Source organism: Carboxylicivirga agarovorans (assembly GCF_050589845.1).
Classification (GTDB): domain Bacteria; phylum Bacteroidota; class Bacteroidia; order Bacteroidales; family Marinilabiliaceae; genus Carboxylicivirga; species Carboxylicivirga agarovorans.
This window is the reverse complement of the sequence record NZ_JBNGPA010000048.1, coordinates 1-17,342: the sequence shown is the minus strand read 5'-3', so window position 1 is coordinate 17,342 and position 17,342 is coordinate 1. Positions and strand designations below refer to the sequence as shown.

Below are 17,342 nucleotides of genomic sequence, written 5' to 3'. Positions count from 1 at the left end.
ATATCCAGCGGCTTAATTAAACTCAAACGCTTATTAAAAAGTATTTATGAAGTTATTTCTTAATTACTTTTAAAGCTCTACTTCCTGAAGGGGTATTAACAACGACAACGTAGATTCCTGGTTTCAGACTGCTTACTACGCTTGCTTCCATTTTAATTGATTGTTTACCTTCTTCTAAAACAACTGATTGAAGTTGCGCAACTTTTGTCCCTGCAATATTAAATATCTCTGCTGATACCTCTCCTGCAACCGGCATATCAACTGTTATTTCTGAAACAGGCGTTAATGGATTCGGATAAATATTCACCTTTAAATTGTTTTTATTGATATCGCTTATGGCCGTTGGCAGACCTTCTTCTCCGGTAATAATAACTTCGTACAAACCTATGTGATCATAACCACCTAAATCTGTTACCAATTCGATATACTGAACTCCTACACCATTAGCTTCAACAGTAAATTCGCCCTCTTCAACATTAGTCTGAACTTCGTTCCAGTTAGTATTATCTGCACTGTAGCGTACCGTAACATTTCCGGGTACCTTATTGTATCCGCCACCATATGAGCCAATACCACTGGTAAATTTGGCATAGAACTTAAATACAGTACACTGGCGCTCCAGGTCAACCATGAATTTGGTACATCCAAGTTTAGCGGCCCAATGAGTACTCATATCACCATCCAATACATTGGCAATAGTATTCACTTCTTCACCATACCCTTTATCTGCACCTTTATCAGCACTTCTGTTCAATGCAAGGTTCTCCCATGCTGCATTTTCTATTACTACTTTAGCTGATCCGGTGGCAACCCATCCGTTATTGGTTATCTTAACCATAAAATTAGCTGATCCATAGGCATTGGCAGTAACATCAAAACTTACGCTTTCATTACTTACATTGACATTTGAGATCGCTATCAGGTTTTGCTCATCCGCATTTGGCACAGTTACCTCAACAATAAAATCTGCAGCCTGACTTTCACCAAGATCATAATTCACTGTTACATTTTTCTTAGATCCTTTATCAAGCTTAAATCCGGCAGGTTCATTAATCGTTAACGGACCTTCCAGACCATATACTTCAAACTCCCACAAACGAATGGTAATAGCATCATTAACATCATAAGGTACAAACTTCACATAACGCCCTACAATACCCGCAAAATGATCGTTTTTAATATCATCATCTCCTCGTCCTTCTTCATCATAGATCTCTTTCCAGCTTCCATCAGTATTATCTTCACTAACAAAGGCACGATAAGTAACCAGGTTTGGTCCATTTTCATTCACCATACAATCATATAAGCGTGTACGATAAATCTTGTAGGCCTTTTCAAGGTCAATAATAACAAAATGCTCCTTTTCTCCGCCATAACACCACTTTTCACTTCCTCCCTGGTCAATTACACCATCAATTAATTTCTCTGGTTGCTCAGAGCCAAAATGACCATTATGATCTGCAATTGATTTATTTAATGCTACATTGCTTAGTTCATCGGTATTGTTAATAGTGATAAGTCCTTCGGCAATATGGTTAGTTGTCGCAGTTGCATTGGCAACAGAGACCTCTATATCATAAACTCCTTCATTAGGGAACTTATACACTACCTGACTTTTATCGGCGGTCTCAGATACTTTAACAGCACCCGACGGCATGGTCCAGGTATAAGAACTTGGATAATTAGTTGCTATTGCGGTTAAAGTGATCTCCTGATTAGCTTTAGAGAAACTTGAAGTGGTTTTAATCTTCACTTCAGGAGCGGGAATTTCTTTCCAGTTAACACTTACTGTTGCTTCTGTATTTTCTTCAAAATCCTGAGCCACTGAAACAATATACACAGTTACCCCACTCTCTGATGGGCTGGTTCTTGTAATTTCAGGTAAATAAAATGCACATGAAGGAGTTTGTCCAGCCAGCACTTTTGTACCCGCCTGCTCTAAATAAATATTATAATGCTGAATGGCTCCACTTGCTGCATCCCATGTCAAGCGAATATCACCCTTATCAACACCAAGCTCTCTTTGCACCTGTACATTTGTAGCTTTGCCACATGATAAAGATGCCGAGCCCATTACGCCAATCTGACCAATATATGATGTAAAGTTATTAACAGCCTGCGTTGATTCATATTTTAATGATATCATTGTGAGCACCTTACCTGTATAAGCAGATAGATCCAGTTCTTTAACATCCCAGTTCCCACTTGCAGTACCTGCATCAAGGTAGGTAAATGCATTGTTGTCTTCAGCAAATGCCAAACCTACTTTAATATTTGAAGATCCGGTGGTACTGTTTTTAAAAACCAACTTGAACTTATCTCCATTATCAATTGAGATATTGGTTTTATATAAACGTAACTCATTTGCGTCGTTAGCATTTAAGTTACCACTTACTTTTATCGATGTACCTCCTTCATAAGCATCGTCCAGTGTTAATTCACTTGATAGTTCTTTGTTGGCTGCATCCTGCCACCACCATCTCCATGTTGGTAAAACATCCTGAATTCCCTGGTGAACCCACTTTTGTCCTGTTACACCTTTATCTGAACCTTTAATGTTACGACGATTACCATATCCTGAATTAAAGTTGGTTACAAAAGGTTTCGACTGAATGTGAGTTCGGGAAGGGATGTAGTTGGCTATTCCTGACCAGGCCTGTGATGCTCTGTCTTCCTCAATATTACCTTCTTCAGTCCCAACCCAGTACTTTGTTGAATACTTAAAGAAACTGTGAATATAGTTTTCATCCAGATCATACTGATCATCGTTGTGTCCCTGTCTCCATGGTGCTCGCTCAAGGAATAATGCTAATGAGGCTTTATGGTTATCTTTGGCTACAATACTTTTTATACCTGAGTTTCCTGCAAAGGTACTGGTACCCTGATTGATTCCATAAAACAAGTCCCAGGCTTCAGCTCCAATAGATTCGGCATAAGATACGTGTGAATCAACACCACCAGTACCTCCATAGTTTACAAAATAGGATGTACCTGTTTCTTCGCCGGCACCATTGCGTAACATCCAGCCATTTGATGAACTAAAAGATGATGTCGCATTATACATTTGTAGCTCCAAATCACTCTTTGAAGAATAATAGGCGCAAAAATTTTCCCATTCTGCTTTATCAGAGAAGTGTTTTGTTTCTTCATTTAAAAACCATCCGTCAAAACCAAAATAATCAGCAAGTTCAATTAGTTTATCCGCAATAATATAATTCCCGGCTCCGTCTTTTTCCAGCGTTTGATCCACCCAATCGGCTTGTCCACCAAAAGCTGTTGGCGCAAAAAAGATGTTACCTAGAATTTTAACCCCGTTTCTGTGAGCAGCATCAATAGCTGAAGCTGTTGGGCAAATAAATACTCCTTCACCTGCACTTCCTCCCCACCAGATTACCATATCAACATATTGCCAATAGTTAAAGATGTACATCTCATCAAAGGTATTTCGCCCCTGGGCATATCCTTTACTGCAATCTTTGGCTAAAGTCAAGTCTGGAGCAACCAAAGCATTACTAAAAGTGGAATTAGGATTGGCCTTGATGGTAGTATTAACAAAGCGTGATTGCAGCGAAACAGTAGATCTGTTAAAAACATCATTGGGATCTTCGCCCGGAACCCAGTTTTTTAAATCTTCCGGATGATAACAACCGGCATAGGGTTGCTGTGCTTGCATTAATGTTACAAGGCACAATAATACCAATAGTAAAAGATTCTTTTTCATAATCATTAATTTAAGTGTTACGTTAGCTTATTTGCTTACTAAATTGTTACATTTTATGGTGTTTGAGATGAGTATAAAAGACATGGATGATGTCTTTTATACCCAGGTAAAACCTCTGATATATCTTTTATCTAAAGTTGTTTGGTGTATTTCGGCTGTATGGTCCGTTGTGCGTATCCATTACATCCCACCACAGTTTCTGCCCCTTGCTATCATTAGCATATGGGTAGTATACATTATCACTGTTCAGATCGTGTTCTGAAACCGGATAATTAATTCGTTTTATGAATTTTCCCTGCTCAACATCATTTGATCGATTGGATATTATTTGTGATAAGGCAGGGTAATCTGTTCGGCGAAAATCGGCCCATCCTTCTGATCCATTTGGGAAATTAGCCAACCATTTCTGATTGATTATTTGCTCCAGAATAGCCTCTCTGTCACCGCCCATAAAAGGATTATTGCTGATACCGGCAATATATCGCTCAGCTTCTAACCTCTCAATGTTATAGTAATCCATCGAAGCCCGTATCCCCTCTTTGTAATAATTTTCTACACCATTACTGGCACCTGTCCAGTTCCTTAAATTAGCTTCAGCCAACAGAAAACATACTTCAGCATAATTCAGGCACTCAAAAGGTCGGTTGTAATCAAACCAGGCATCGTTATTACGCTCACCCATTCTTGACTTCAGATAAGAGTATTTATCGTCGCCATGCTGCACATTTTCTGCACCATTATCATTTCCAACATAATCACCAAACGGGGCCTCTCTAAACTGCAGAATATCACTGTGAGGTGATAGATTGCGGTACCAACATACCGGACATCGGGGATCCAGACGATCTGACTGTGTTTTGTACATCACTTCCAGGTCTTTGCTCATCACAACGTCCCCCCAAAGAAAACCAACCAGTGCATAATCGTTTTCATGACCATTAGGCCAGTTATAATGAACAGCATATGTATCATCATTTGACGTCATTACTCCGGCTGCAATAGCATCTTCAGCCTCTACTTTTGCTCTGATTGGATCAATATTAGCTATCCTCACTGCTAATCGAAGACGTAAGGAATTGGCAAAACGTTTCCATTTCAATGCATCGCCGCCATAGATATTTTCTCTTTCACCATATTCATAAGTTTCTTCACCGCCTGTTAACAGTGAATCCTGATGAACAGCCAAACGCGTAAATAGTCGATCGTAAATCTCTTCCTGGGTATCATAATAAATATCAGGATCTTCAACTATCACATCATTGGCGATCTCATACTCCATATTCTCAATAACACTGGTACACGGGATTGGTCCGTATGTATCTGTCATCAAACTGACTAAAAAATAATAGTTGATCCATGCTATATGATAGGCATTTCGAAAGTGTACATCTTTGTCTTGCTTACATATCTTAATAATGTTCTTAAACTCCTGGAAACGTTTTGTATAAAATTGTTCCCATCGGTTTTTCATCCAATCATCCCTGTACAGGTAATGGTTACTTGCTTCAAACTTATTGTTGGCAAAATAATGAGCATATAGATCATGATATAAGTTGGTCGTTCGCTGATGATTATCTATTACACCATTATATGTAAACTCATAAATATAGTCTCCGGGATCTCCAACAATGGTAACAGGCTCATCCGGATCATCAGTACCACCAGGGTTATTTTCTTCACCTTCTACAGGCTGAAAATTAGGTTTATTCATTTCCTCCCAACCATCGGTACAACTATTAAAAGCTATAAATAAGCTAAGAGTTAAAAGGATCGATTTAATTGAAACTGGATTATATTTGATCATAACTGATAAGTATTAGAATCGTGCATTAATTGAGAAACCAAAACTGCGTGTATAAGGTACCGATGAGAAATCGTGTGCCTGTGAAAACATATTGAAACCTGCTTCCGGGCTGGTTCCGGGGGTGTGTTTTAACAGATAAGACAGGTTTCGACCTATAAAGGAAATTTTCAAATGGTCAAACGGAAGTTTGCTTAATACATTCTTACCCAGCGTATAGCTAAGTGATAGTTCTCCCCATTTTATAAAAGAAGCATCATATACGAATTCTTCTCCTACACCCCCCATATTTCCAATGGAGCGATAGTATTTTTGTGCACTTACTTCTTTTGTATTTGGCACATAGCCTCCATTGCCATCCGGTACAACACCCGGATAAATAATAGCTTCTCTGTTTTCTGTTCGTTTTGATGTTCCTGCATAGGTGGCGATTGACTCAGATACTGACACAACATCGCCACCTTGCTTAATATTGAATAATGAACTTAGGGTAACATTTTTGTAGGAAAATGAAGGACGAATGGAACCTGTCCAATCCGGTTGTATGCAACCAATAACCTTTTCACCTGACTTATCAGTGAGTACCTGCGGTAAATCAGTTCCTTCATTAATGACAACATCACCGTTTTCATTTCTTAAGTAGCTTGATTTAGCCAGGATCTGACCTAACGGCGCTCCGGTCTTGGCAATAACCTTTAGCATTGGATTCTCGCCAATGGTCTGGTATCCCCTTGAGTTTTCTTTATCGAGTTCATCTACATAATCCTCGCGATTGGCATAATTGAAGTCCAGATTAAAAATAAAATTACGCGTTTTGATTGGTGTCAGATAAACTGCCAGCTCCACGCCCTTATTGGTAATTTTACCAGCGTTTATATACTTGAATTCATAACCAGAGCTCTTGATTTCATCAACCAGCAAGATCTGATTCTTGGTAAAGGCATTGTAATAAGTGAAATCAAAACCTATCCGATTCTTAAACATGCGTAAATCAAATCCTATCTCTTTTGAGGTGGTCATCTCTGGCTTAAGGTCAGAGTTATAGCGAATATTGCTATCTTCTTTAATCTGGAGATTACCATCACTGTCTCGTTCATAATGTCTTGCGTTTTCAAGTTGGTGAGGGGCGCAATCCTTACCTACCTGTGCCCAGGACATTCTAAGCTTTGCAAAATCAATCCATCCGGGATATGTCATCCCCACATTATCCATCAAACTTGTCCCGATAAATCCCAAATTAACAGATGGATAGAAATACGAGTTGTTGTCTGCAGGCAATGCAGAAGACCAGTCATTACGGGCGGTTAGTTCCAGGTTGAGGAAGGAATTGTAATAAAACTGTGCTGAACCAAATACTGATTGAACTTCTTTTTCTTTTAACGATTGGAAAGGTATACGGGTTATATCCTGGCCGGCTCCTAAATTGAAATCCATGTACTTAAGGTTACGGGCTTCGGTAGAAAGTAAATAATCTGAATAATACATACGGTTAAAACCCGCTATGTATGAAAAGTCAAGTTTATTAAACAATTTTTGCCCTGTTAACAGCACCTCAGTATTAAATTGTTTATATGTTCCGCTTTCAATAGAATAACTTGATTTCTCAGTTCCATGTGGAGTTAAACCTTCATCTTTGGTCTTGTTCTCAAACTTGGTATTATAATAATCCAGCGATTGTTTAAACGATAAGTTGGCCAATTTACCAAATTCAAAATACAGGCGAACATAACCAAACACACGGTCTCTTACTTCTTCATTCTGATGCTCATCATTCACGTAGTATGGATTGCGAAAATCGATGGTTGGTGCTCCTCCAGTCCAGTTTATGTGTTGTCGCTCTTCATTACCATACGGTGTCAGATCCTGTAAACGGATATTACGGGGCATCTGCAATAGTTGATTGACAGCTCCATAGGTACCATAAAAAGTTCTGTTTCTCGTAACCGTCTCTGAAAGGGATACTTTTGAATCGATCGATAAAAACTCCGATAACCTGGTTGCTCCGCTAACGTCTATATTTAGCCTTTCCTGACTTTGATTATCAAAAATACCATCTGTTGATAAGTACGAAGTACCAAGCCGATAACTCTTATCTTCATCTTTGTTTCCGATAGCTACTGTATAGTTTTGCGTAATACCGGTTTTAAAGAACTCTTCCATTCGGTTGGTTTGCGCTAAATAGGGCAGCTCCTGACCTATCCATGATTCTTTTAACGAACCATCCATTTCTGAACCCCACGATGTGGTTGACGTAGCATTGGCAAGACCATCAAAACCTCTTCCGTAGGTATTCTGCATATCCAGACTCTCTGCAACATCTTCTATTGTTAATGTTGCCGAAAAATCAACTCCTAATCCTTTCTTGTCTGATCCCCGCTTAGTCGTTACAATTATTACACCATTACCAGCTAATGAGCCATAGAGAGCTGCGGCATTGGGACCTTTCAGAACAGATATCGATTCAACATCGTCCATATTCAGATCCATGGCAGCAGTACCCCTGTCATACCCTCCATAGGTACCTGGTCCGTCTGTTCCGTTATTATTAAACGGAACACCATCAACTACCCATAATGGGTCGTTATTCCCGGCAATAGAACTGTTTCCGCGAATGGTTATTTTACTAGAGCCTCCCAAACCGGTTGCTGCTGTAGTTATTTCAACACCCGCTACTTTACCTTGTAATGCAGATACAACATTGGGGTTACCAGCTTCTGTCAGCTCTTCTTTTCCTACTTGTTGCATGGCATAGCCCAATACTTTCTCTTCTTTTTTTATTCCAAGTGCAGTAACAACTACTTCATCTATCTCTTCCACATCAGAAATCAAAGTGACAATAAGCTGACCATTGATGCCTTTTACCGATCTTGTCTGACTGATAAAGCCAATATAGGAGAACGTTAATTCAACATCTGGGGATTGTATCTCAATAACAAAATTCCCATCATAATCAGTAATCACTCCATTGGTCGGATTCGCTTTATTGAAAACATTAACTCCCGGAAGCGGTTCTCCCGAAGCATCCTTAACAACTCCTTTTATCAGAAGGTCTTGTTGTAAAGAATCCTGAAAACTCCTGCTATCAGCATGTGGATTGTTTCGCTCCAGAATAACAATATCTGTATCAACAATTTTATAATCCAGATCTGTATCTTCTAATACTACAGTCAGTATATCTTCAATATTTTTATGAGAATAATCTGCTGTTATAACCTTATCATGTGGCAGACTGCTGGGTTGGTAAAAAAAGTCATAATCGGTGTTAGTCTGAATTATTTTAAATAATTCGACCAAGGATACATTATTAACTTTCAAGTCAATATACTTATTTTGCGATAACGACGTGGCTGATACCTGAAGCATCACAGTCATTAATAATACAAAACTAATTCTCATAATTTTTGAAAATTTAGATTGACCTCCCCCCCAGTGGAGAAATCCCCAATTCTGTTTTTTTTTCATAAATTTGTAATGTTACGTTAGCAAGAGTGTTAGAAACAACATTTTTGTAATCGAGAGTTGTTGGCGCAGCTCTCGATTTTTGTTTTCTATACTTATTGCTTCTCTCGCTTTATTTTAGTTGTTCTATAAATATTGTGTCTTCTTCTATTTCGTATTTAATGGGGTGTGTAAGGCTTAATACCCGCATAATATGTTCAACACTCTTGTTGTGCTTTAGAACACCGGAAAACTTAAGCGTAAGCAATTCTTCGTCCTTAATGATTATTGTGTGGTTATACCATCGTTCTATATGCTTTGCCAACTGCTCCATTGGCAGATTCTCAAACTCAAGGCGCCCGGTACGCCAGGCTGAATATTGTTTTAGGTTTTGATCTTTTAGCAACTCCTTTTCACCGGTAATGGTATTAACATTTAACTGTTCACCAGGCGCTAATTTCAGGATTTCCCTCCCTTGATTTATTTCAATTATTCCCTCTTCTAATGAAGTCTGAAATAGATTCTCATCAGGATAATGTCGCAGGTTAAAACTCGTCCCCTTAACTCTGACCTGATGATCAGCAACATCTATTGAAAATGGATTTAAACTATCACTCCTAACGTCGAAAAAAGCTTCACCGACAAGACTAAGCTGTCGGTTTTGTGAGGAGAAATTTTCGTCCAATGATAATTTGGAATCAGAGTTTAGCCACACATAGCTACCATCTGAAAGACTTATCTTAACCATATCTCCTTTTGAGCATTCAATAACATGGGCCAGTGTTTGATTTCCTGTCAATGGGGACTTAACACTATTGAACAACCATAATAATCCTGCAACAACAAGCACTGCTGCTGCTGATTGCCAATACCAGCTCTTGATATTCCTTTTCGATCGAAGCGAAGTATCTGCCTTTGCTTGTTGTTTACTGACCATCTGTTCCCAAACCAGATCCAGATCAATCTTTGATGATTGTTCTTTTAGCTGATGATATTCCCAAACATCCTTTAATTGAAAAAACAAGCCCTTTAATTTGTCATCTTCATTCAATGAATCGATAAAGACTTCCTTTTCACCCTCTGCCATTTCATTTCCCAAATAAGAAATAGCAGAATCATAAAATCTATTTAAATCTTCCTTTTGCATACATTAGATAGATTGGTGAAAATGCAAGTTCCCTACCTTGCTGTATGACTTTTTTTTAAATAAAATTGATCACACCAAGTGCATACCACTAATTTAATGGGACTTACATTTAATATTTTTAAGAATACTATTTCAAAAGCAGTAATAAGAAAGGTAGATAATCCTTTAATTCCTCTCTCATTATCTTCAATGCCTTGCTCAGGTGTTTTTCAACCGTTTTTGGTGATATCTGCAGTTGCTCTGCAATTTCAGCATTCCTTACCTGCTTAATGCGACTTAAGCGAAAAACCTTTTGACACTGCTCTGGCAATTTAGAGATCGCCTCTTCTATCTTATTCTGCAATTCTACTTCTAAAAGGCTTTGAGATGTTTCGCTATGGAAATAATTCAACTCATCAAGTGCCAGTTGATTTTCCTTATCCTGATGATAGCGTGTTCTTACTTTTTGCTTCTCCAGAAGTTGAAGACAGTTGTTACGTATTCCGGTAAATAAATAGTTATGTAAAGATGTTTTTATCACCAGGTCACTGCGGCGTTCCCATATGTTAGAGAACAGATCCTGAACAACATCATTAGCACGATCAGGATCAACAAACTTCAGGGCATAAGCGTGAAGAATACGGTAATAGGAATCAAACAAAAGACGAAAGGAAGGTTGATGACCATCTTTTATTTGTTTTATTAATAGTTGTTCATCTATAGTACAAGTAGCTGACAAGGATTTTTAATTTTTAGGATTGGCAAGATTAAAAAAAAATTTATAAAGCCCAATGAGTATAGGACATTGATTATAAATTGAGAAAGCTGCGTTTTAACACTAAACCATTAACTAAACACACCTATAAATAAGTAGGTGAATTGATTAAGTGTATAGAAGACAATTCTCTATTTGCTTAATCTTTTTGTAAAATTTCCTTTACCCTGCCAACGTTACCGTCGTCCAAACGAACTTTAATTCCATGCGGATGGAACTGACTTTTGGTTAAGATATCTTTTACCACACCGTATGTTAGTTCACCACTGCGTTGATGTTGCTTCAGAACAGTGGCAACTTCAAGGCCCGCTTGAATATTTTTTCTGTGTCGGCCATCCATAAATTAATCAGGCTTTTTTGTTGGGTGTTTTAATCTTAGACACATTTTTTAGAAGGGGGTTATCATACAGTATCTTTTGCCCTTTTTCAAAATCGTATAAGGTTAGTTCGCGCAGGCGATAGTATGCTATCCAATAGGTTTCAAGCGATTTGATATAATCACGTTTAGCTTTCTCCCGTTCCGACAGTGAAATATTTAAGTCGGTAATGCTTATTTCTCCGTTCTGAAATTTCTTAAGGGCAATTTCATAACCATTGTTGGCTACCAGATCAGCCTCTTCCGCAATCTCTAACTGGGCCTTTAACAGCGAAAATTGCTCAACCTGAACAATAACTGTTCGCTCAAAATTCTGCCTGTCTTGTTCTACATCAAACACAACAAGGTCGCGCTTACTTTCAGCCAGCTTTACGTTAGACGATGACTTACCCCAGTCGAGAATTGGAATAGAAAAGGATAGTCTCAGGTATTTCTGATTGGCCGGGTCCTCGTAAACACCAGGCCAGTCATAAGCGATATTGGATGTACCATAGCTACCGTGCAGTGTTGCAGACAAGCCGTTTCCACGCTTGGCTTTTGTCAATTCACGATCTGCCTCTATCAATCGACGCTCATATTGTGAAGTTTCCTTACGGTTATCCAGCGCCTCCGTCAATGCCAGGTCAGGATCTACCTTGAACAGGTACATATTAAGGGGCATAACCAGCTCTATTTGCGTATCCTGCTCCAGTCCAATGTAGGATTTAAGTTCAAAGTCAGCATTTTTCAGGTCCATACTGGCCTGAGTCAGGGATTTTTGAGCTGTCAATACAGAAAGACGGATCCTGGAATAATCGTTTTCTGAGATGGTTCCAAGCTTGCGTTTGGTTTCTGCAATTCTCAGGTTGTCTTTACTGTTGGCCAGGTTATTTTCGGCCAGCTTAAAGTTCGTCTGTACCTTCAGGTACTTAAAGAAATGCCAGGTAGCATAACGCGAAATCTCTTCAATGGTCTCAACAAAATCTTTTTGTGCTTCATCATACACTAAAGGTTCGGTTTTTTTCGACCATTTCATCCAGTTATAAGCAAATACAGGCTGGGTAAATCCAATCTTGTAAGGATCACCCGAAAAGCTTACTTCATCCTTAAGTAAGTCCTGATTTCGAATAACGGAGCTACTGGCATACAGCCGGGTCCCGGTTTGTGGAATGGATTGGTTTACCGAGAGTGCAATGTTATTGTTAAAACGTCCCACTTCCCTGAACTCAATACTACCATCACCCTGTTTTACAGGTTCTGTTCCTTCGTAATAGTTGGGAAGATTACCTGACACGACCAGCTGTGGTCTGAATTGCGCCTGGAAGTTCTTATACCGCCAATAATAGTTTTCGTAGCGGTTTTGAGCATATTTAACCGACGATGATTGACTGATAGCCAGATCAATCACATTGTGTAAAGTTAAATTCAGCTTACTCAGGTCAGTGTCTTGTCCATTAGCATCCACCATCAGGACCAATGCTATCAATACATTTCCTAAAAATCTCACAACACTACTTTTTTAGTTTATCCACACTTAATGAACTGGCATCCTTAAATTTAGACACTGTAGAAATAACCACTTCATCTCCTTCAGCCAGACCATCCTTTATTTCAATGTATTCATCGGTGACAAGCCCTAGTTCCAACTCCTGCTGCTCTGCACTATCACCATTGATAACATAAACATTTTGCACTTTCTTGTTACTTATAATGGCACCTTTTTTAAGACGCAATACATCGTACCGGGCTCTTTTTACTATCTGCAGATCTACGCGTTGATTTGGAATTAATTTAGGGTGATTATTGTCGGTCAAATGAACAGAGAATGAAAGATTCCCGTCTTCAAGAGTAGGCGATACAGTCCCTATCCGACCTTCAAGGCGTTCGTTATCAACTATCACATAAGCACGCTTACCGGTTTTAACCATACGTTTGTGCTTCTCATCAATGGTAGCCCTGATCTTAAATCGTGTAAGATCTGAAAGAGTAACCAACAGCTTATCACCCTGTATCTTCTCTCCCTGTTTGGCATGTATGCCCAGAATAATACCTTCCGACGGCGCTTTTACAAGCATACGATTCAATAGTTCCTGCTGATGCTCCAGCTCTTTTTGCTGAATTTCTATTTGTAACAATAAGCCCTTTTCATCGGCTGCCAATTGTTGTAGCTTAATTGAATTCTTCTGTTGAACCAGTTGAAGTTCTTTCTCAGCCAATACAAGTTCCTGCTTCGTCTTGTCAAATTTAGCCTGCGAAATACCTCCCACTTCCAATAATTGTTCCTGGTCGGCCAGTACCGATTTTATCGATGAGATTTTAAGCTTCTTAGTTTCTATATTATGCGACAGATCGGCTTTCGCGCTGCGTGCATTCAATCGTGTCTTTTCCAGGTTATTTTGTTTTACAGCCAGCTGGTCATTCAAATTTTCAATCTTCTCTTCCACTTCCTTGGTATTCAATACCACCAGTACTTCACCCTCTTCAACTTTTTGTCCGGGTTCCTTTTTTATTTCAGTGATAATGCTGGCAGTCGGACTTAAAAGTAATACTTCATTGGCAGGCTCAACACGACCTTCTGTCGTCTCCCATGTTTCAATGTTCCCTTTGTCTACAATATATGTTTCGTATGTTCCGGTACCTGAATTACCACCACAAGACACTAATCCTGCAACAAAAACAAAACAGAAAGCTATAGTTACGTAACGCTTCGAAAGCTGTAAACTCTTCATAAATTAGTTATTAAAAGTTCCCTTTAAATCAGATGCTCACAAAAATAATAGATGTAAATCAATTACATAGGTATAAAACCGTTCAAATTACGCTGTTATTATGCAAAAAGAGTAATTTTTACACTTTATAAATTATTTAAACGTAAAATCGGATAAGTATAAGCTAATAAGAATAATGCTGATCAAAACCTTATTGTGAACTTCATTTCACAAACGAATTATCTGATGGTCCTGATCCGGTCAGCTACTTTTTCCATTAGCCATTGAGGGGTAGAAGTAGCTCCACAAACCCCTGCTTTATCTATAGCAGCGTTAAACCACTCTTCTTTCACCTCTTCCGGGCTGGATACGAAATAGCTGTTGGGGTTCACTTCCTGACAGGCTTTAAACAGTACTTTGGCATTACTGCTCTTTCTACCACCTACAAATACAATTAACGGATAAGCTTTTGCGAAAGACTGAATGCGCGGAACACGACCGGTCACCTGCTTACAGGTGGTATTGTGCCATTTGACCTCAGCCCGACATTTTTGTTGAAGCAGATCCACAATCTTATGAAATATTTCCGGACTCTTTGTGGTTTGAGCAAAAATCTCAACCGGTCGGGAAAAATCTATCGTGTCAATTTCTGATATATTCTCAATGATGATTGCTTCATCATTGGTTTGACCGGCCAGGCCTATCACCTCGGCATGACCTCGTTTCCCGTATATTACAATTTGCCCGTTTTGATCTTTCTGGCTTGCATACGCTTTTTTAATGCGTTCATGTAATTTTAAAACCACCGGACATGTGGCATCCCTTAGGGGTAAACCCGATTGTTTGACTGACGCATATGATTGTGGCGGTTCACCGTGGGCTCTGAACAGTATGGTACCACCCTTAATTCGATCAACATCATCGATAGTAATGATTGACATGCCTATTTGGTTCAGTCGCTTCGATTCCTCTTCATTATGGACGATATCACCCACACAAAATACTTCTTCGCCAGATTCTAGCAATTCAGAAGCAGATTCTATCGCTTTCTTAACACCAAAACAAAAACCGGAATACTTGTCAATCTCAACTATCCTCATCCTAAGCTAAGTTGCGCTCTTTTAACACATCTATAATCCATTCAAGCTGCTGCTCTTTATTTAGCTTACTGTTGTCAAGAACAACTGCATCATCAGCCTGTTTTAGCGGACTCTCTTCGCGGGTACTGTCAATATGATCACGTTGTTTGACATTTTCGAGAATGGCGTCAAAATCAACTTTTTCACCCTTTTCAGTCAGTTCATCGTAACGCCGTTGGGCACGGATTTCTGCCGATGCTGTCATAAATAATTTTAAGTCTGCATCCGGAAAAACAACCGTTCCAATATCACGACCATCCATGACGATACCTCCTTCATTACCCATTTCCTGCTGCAATTCAACCAATCGGCGGCGCACAAAACCAATGGTACTGATTGCACTTACATTATTGCTCACTTCAAGTCCCCTGATTTCATCTTCTACACTTTCACCATTTAAGAAAGTCTCGTTCTTTTTTTCTTCAGGCTGATACTTAAAGCTGATATGAATGTTTGACAGGTCTTTCTGCAATCCAGCTTCATCAATTCTTCCATCTGCGATGAGCCTGTTGCGCATGGCAAAGAGTGTTACCGTGCGGTACATAGCTCCGGTATCGATATACACATACCCCAATTCCTTTGCTAAATCTTTAGCCACTGTGCTTTTTCCGCAAGATGAGTGCCCATCAATGGCAATAATTGCTTTCTTATTCTGCATCGCATTATGTTTGAGGCTGCAAATTTAGAAATAATGCCGCAAGGTTTTTATCCCAAACGATATTTTAAACGTTATTTATTTACAGTGATGTATCGATAAGCCATTTCAAAATGACTGTTTAGTTTATAACACTGACTGGAACAACTACTTCAGGCAAATCCATTTGTCTTCCTTTTAGGCGGTTGAGTGGTCTTTGGAAGTTCCGTTCTTTAACATTCACATTGTATTTTAATATATCCCTTGCCTCCGCTATATATTCATTTAGCCGTTTTCGGGCTGTATTATCAAGCCAATTGGATTCCTGATAGCGTTGGGCCGGCAATACATAGAAATGCTTTTTCCCGGCTTTAACAGGCGTATATACCCAGGTTAACTGGTATTCGGCACTCGCAACTCTTACCTCTCCTTTTTCCCTGGTCATCGTCACAAATAGTAATGCGGCACCATCACGGGGTGCGGTGCGCTGGTTAGAGATAAAATTACCCATACTATAAGCTACCAGCTTATCCTGTCCTTTAACTGATGTCAGTTTCATTGGCTGCAAAACATGTGGATGCGACCCGATCACAATATTTATTCCCTTTGAATACAGCCATTCCGTTAACTTCTTCTGCTCCGGATTAGGTTTCGCCTGATATTCCCAACCCCAATGCATACTTACTATTACTTCATCAACCTCTTTACTTCTGGCCAGCTTAATATCGGCCGCTATAACAGCCGTATCAATCTGGTTAACTATATTGGGCTTTTGCACCCGTATACCATTGGTACCATAAGTATAGTTCAAAACAGCCAGGCGCCATCCTTTCGCCTCAACAATCATTGGATTATTGTTAATCCTGTCGAGCGAATCCTTAAAAGCACCAGTGCGTGGCATGCTTTTCTGATCAAGAATATCACAGGTTCTGTTTAACCCGGCTTTTCGTCTGTCCACACAATGGTTATTGGCCATAACCACAGCATCTATACCAGCATATTGCAAGGCATCCACCAATGTATCGGGTGATGAAAAGCTTGGATAACCTTTATATGGAGCTCCTGCTAATGTTACTTCCAGGTTGGCAATAGCTATATCAGCCGACTGTATATCATCCTTTAAATAGCTGAAACAACTGTTATAGTCAAACTCATTTGAATCTCCTATTCGTGCACTTTTTATTTGAGAATCATGTCCCATAACATCGCCCATAAAGACTAAAGAGAGGGTACTATCCTTTTGTGCAGACAAATTAATTGATGTAAACAGAAGCAAAAAAAACAGGTATCGCATAGTCATATAAATTTGAATGATAAAGGTAGGTATTAAACGCAAAAAACCCCTTATTCGAATGAATAAGAGGTTTCTCTAAAAAAAGGCGGCGACCTACTCTCCCACTTCTACGCAGTACCATCGGCGCTATCGGGCTTAACTTCTCTGTTCGGAATGGGAAGAGGTGGAACCCCGATGCAATAACCACCTGAATATTTTATTAGTATCAAGTACTAAGATCTAAGTATCAAAAGCTGTCTACAGCTTGTGTCTTGTATCTCTTAGCTCGATACTATCACGCTTGGCGTGATAACATATCAGCTGCAAATCAAAATCATATCTACCAATCTTTGTGTGTGTCAAATATATCTC

General features: G+C 39.2%; 11 protein-coding genes and 1 rRNA gene. All 12 read right to left on the bottom strand.

Annotation, left to right across the window (positions count from 1 at the left end; translation table 11 throughout):
- Positions 1-52: 52 nt before the first annotated feature.
- On the bottom strand, positions 53-3,721 hold the full coding sequence (locus tag ACRD69_RS23625) for an endo-beta-N-acetylglucosaminidase (RefSeq protein WP_430817620.1): 3,669 nt from the start codon (positions 3,719-3,721) through the stop codon (positions 53-55).
- A 127-nt stretch (positions 3,722-3,848) separates the two neighbouring features.
- Positions 3,849-5,525, bottom strand: a complete 1,677-nt coding sequence (locus ACRD69_RS23620; RefSeq protein ID WP_430817619.1) for a SusD/RagB family nutrient-binding outer membrane lipoprotein — start codon at positions 5,523-5,525, stop codon at positions 3,849-3,851.
- Between the two features lie 12 nt (positions 5,526-5,537).
- Complete coding sequence (locus ACRD69_RS23615) at positions 5,538-8,918, bottom strand: SusC/RagA family TonB-linked outer membrane protein (RefSeq protein WP_430817618.1); 3,381 nt, start codon at positions 8,916-8,918, stop codon at positions 5,538-5,540.
- Between the two features lie 175 nt (positions 8,919-9,093).
- Complete coding sequence (locus ACRD69_RS23610; RefSeq protein ID WP_430817617.1) at positions 9,094-10,107, bottom strand: FecR family protein; 1,014 nt, start codon at positions 10,105-10,107, stop codon at positions 9,094-9,096.
- Between the two features lie 127 nt (positions 10,108-10,234).
- Positions 10,235-10,825, bottom strand: coding sequence for an RNA polymerase sigma-70 factor (locus tag ACRD69_RS23605; RefSeq protein ID WP_430817616.1), 591 nt, complete (start codon positions 10,823-10,825; stop codon positions 10,235-10,237).
- A 175-nt stretch (positions 10,826-11,000) separates the two neighbouring features.
- A complete protein-coding gene (locus ACRD69_RS23600; protein WP_430817615.1) occupies positions 11,001-11,201 on the bottom strand; it encodes a YwbE family protein in 201 nt (66 codons plus the stop codon).
- A gap of 7 nt (positions 11,202-11,208) precedes the next feature.
- Positions 11,209-12,723 carry a TolC family protein gene (locus tag ACRD69_RS23595; protein ID WP_430817614.1) on the bottom strand — a complete coding sequence of 505 codons (1,515 nt, stop codon included), beginning with the start codon at positions 12,721-12,723 and terminating at the stop codon, positions 11,209-11,211.
- Positions 12,724-12,727: 4 nt separating this feature from the next.
- Positions 12,728-13,945, bottom strand: coding sequence for an efflux RND transporter periplasmic adaptor subunit (locus ACRD69_RS23590; protein WP_430817613.1), 1,218 nt, complete (start codon positions 13,943-13,945; stop codon positions 12,728-12,730).
- 218 nt (positions 13,946-14,163) lie between these two features.
- Positions 14,164-15,024: a 4-hydroxy-3-methylbut-2-enyl diphosphate reductase gene (locus ACRD69_RS23585; RefSeq protein ID WP_430817612.1), complete on the bottom strand. Its 861-nt coding sequence runs from the start codon at positions 15,022-15,024 to the stop codon at positions 14,164-14,166.
- Between the two features lies 1 nt (position 15,025).
- On the bottom strand, positions 15,026-15,721 hold the full coding sequence (gene cmk / locus ACRD69_RS23580; protein WP_430817611.1) for a (d)CMP kinase: 696 nt from the start codon (positions 15,719-15,721) through the stop codon (positions 15,026-15,028).
- A gap of 118 nt (positions 15,722-15,839) precedes the next feature.
- Positions 15,840-16,991 (bottom strand): CapA family protein, encoded by a 1,152-nt coding sequence (locus ACRD69_RS23575; RefSeq protein ID WP_430817610.1) that lies wholly within the window; start codon positions 16,989-16,991, stop codon positions 15,840-15,842.
- Positions 16,992-17,071: 80 nt separating this feature from the next.
- Positions 17,072-17,182 (bottom strand): 5S ribosomal RNA (gene rrf, locus ACRD69_RS23570).
- Positions 17,183-17,342: the final 160 nt, after the last annotated feature.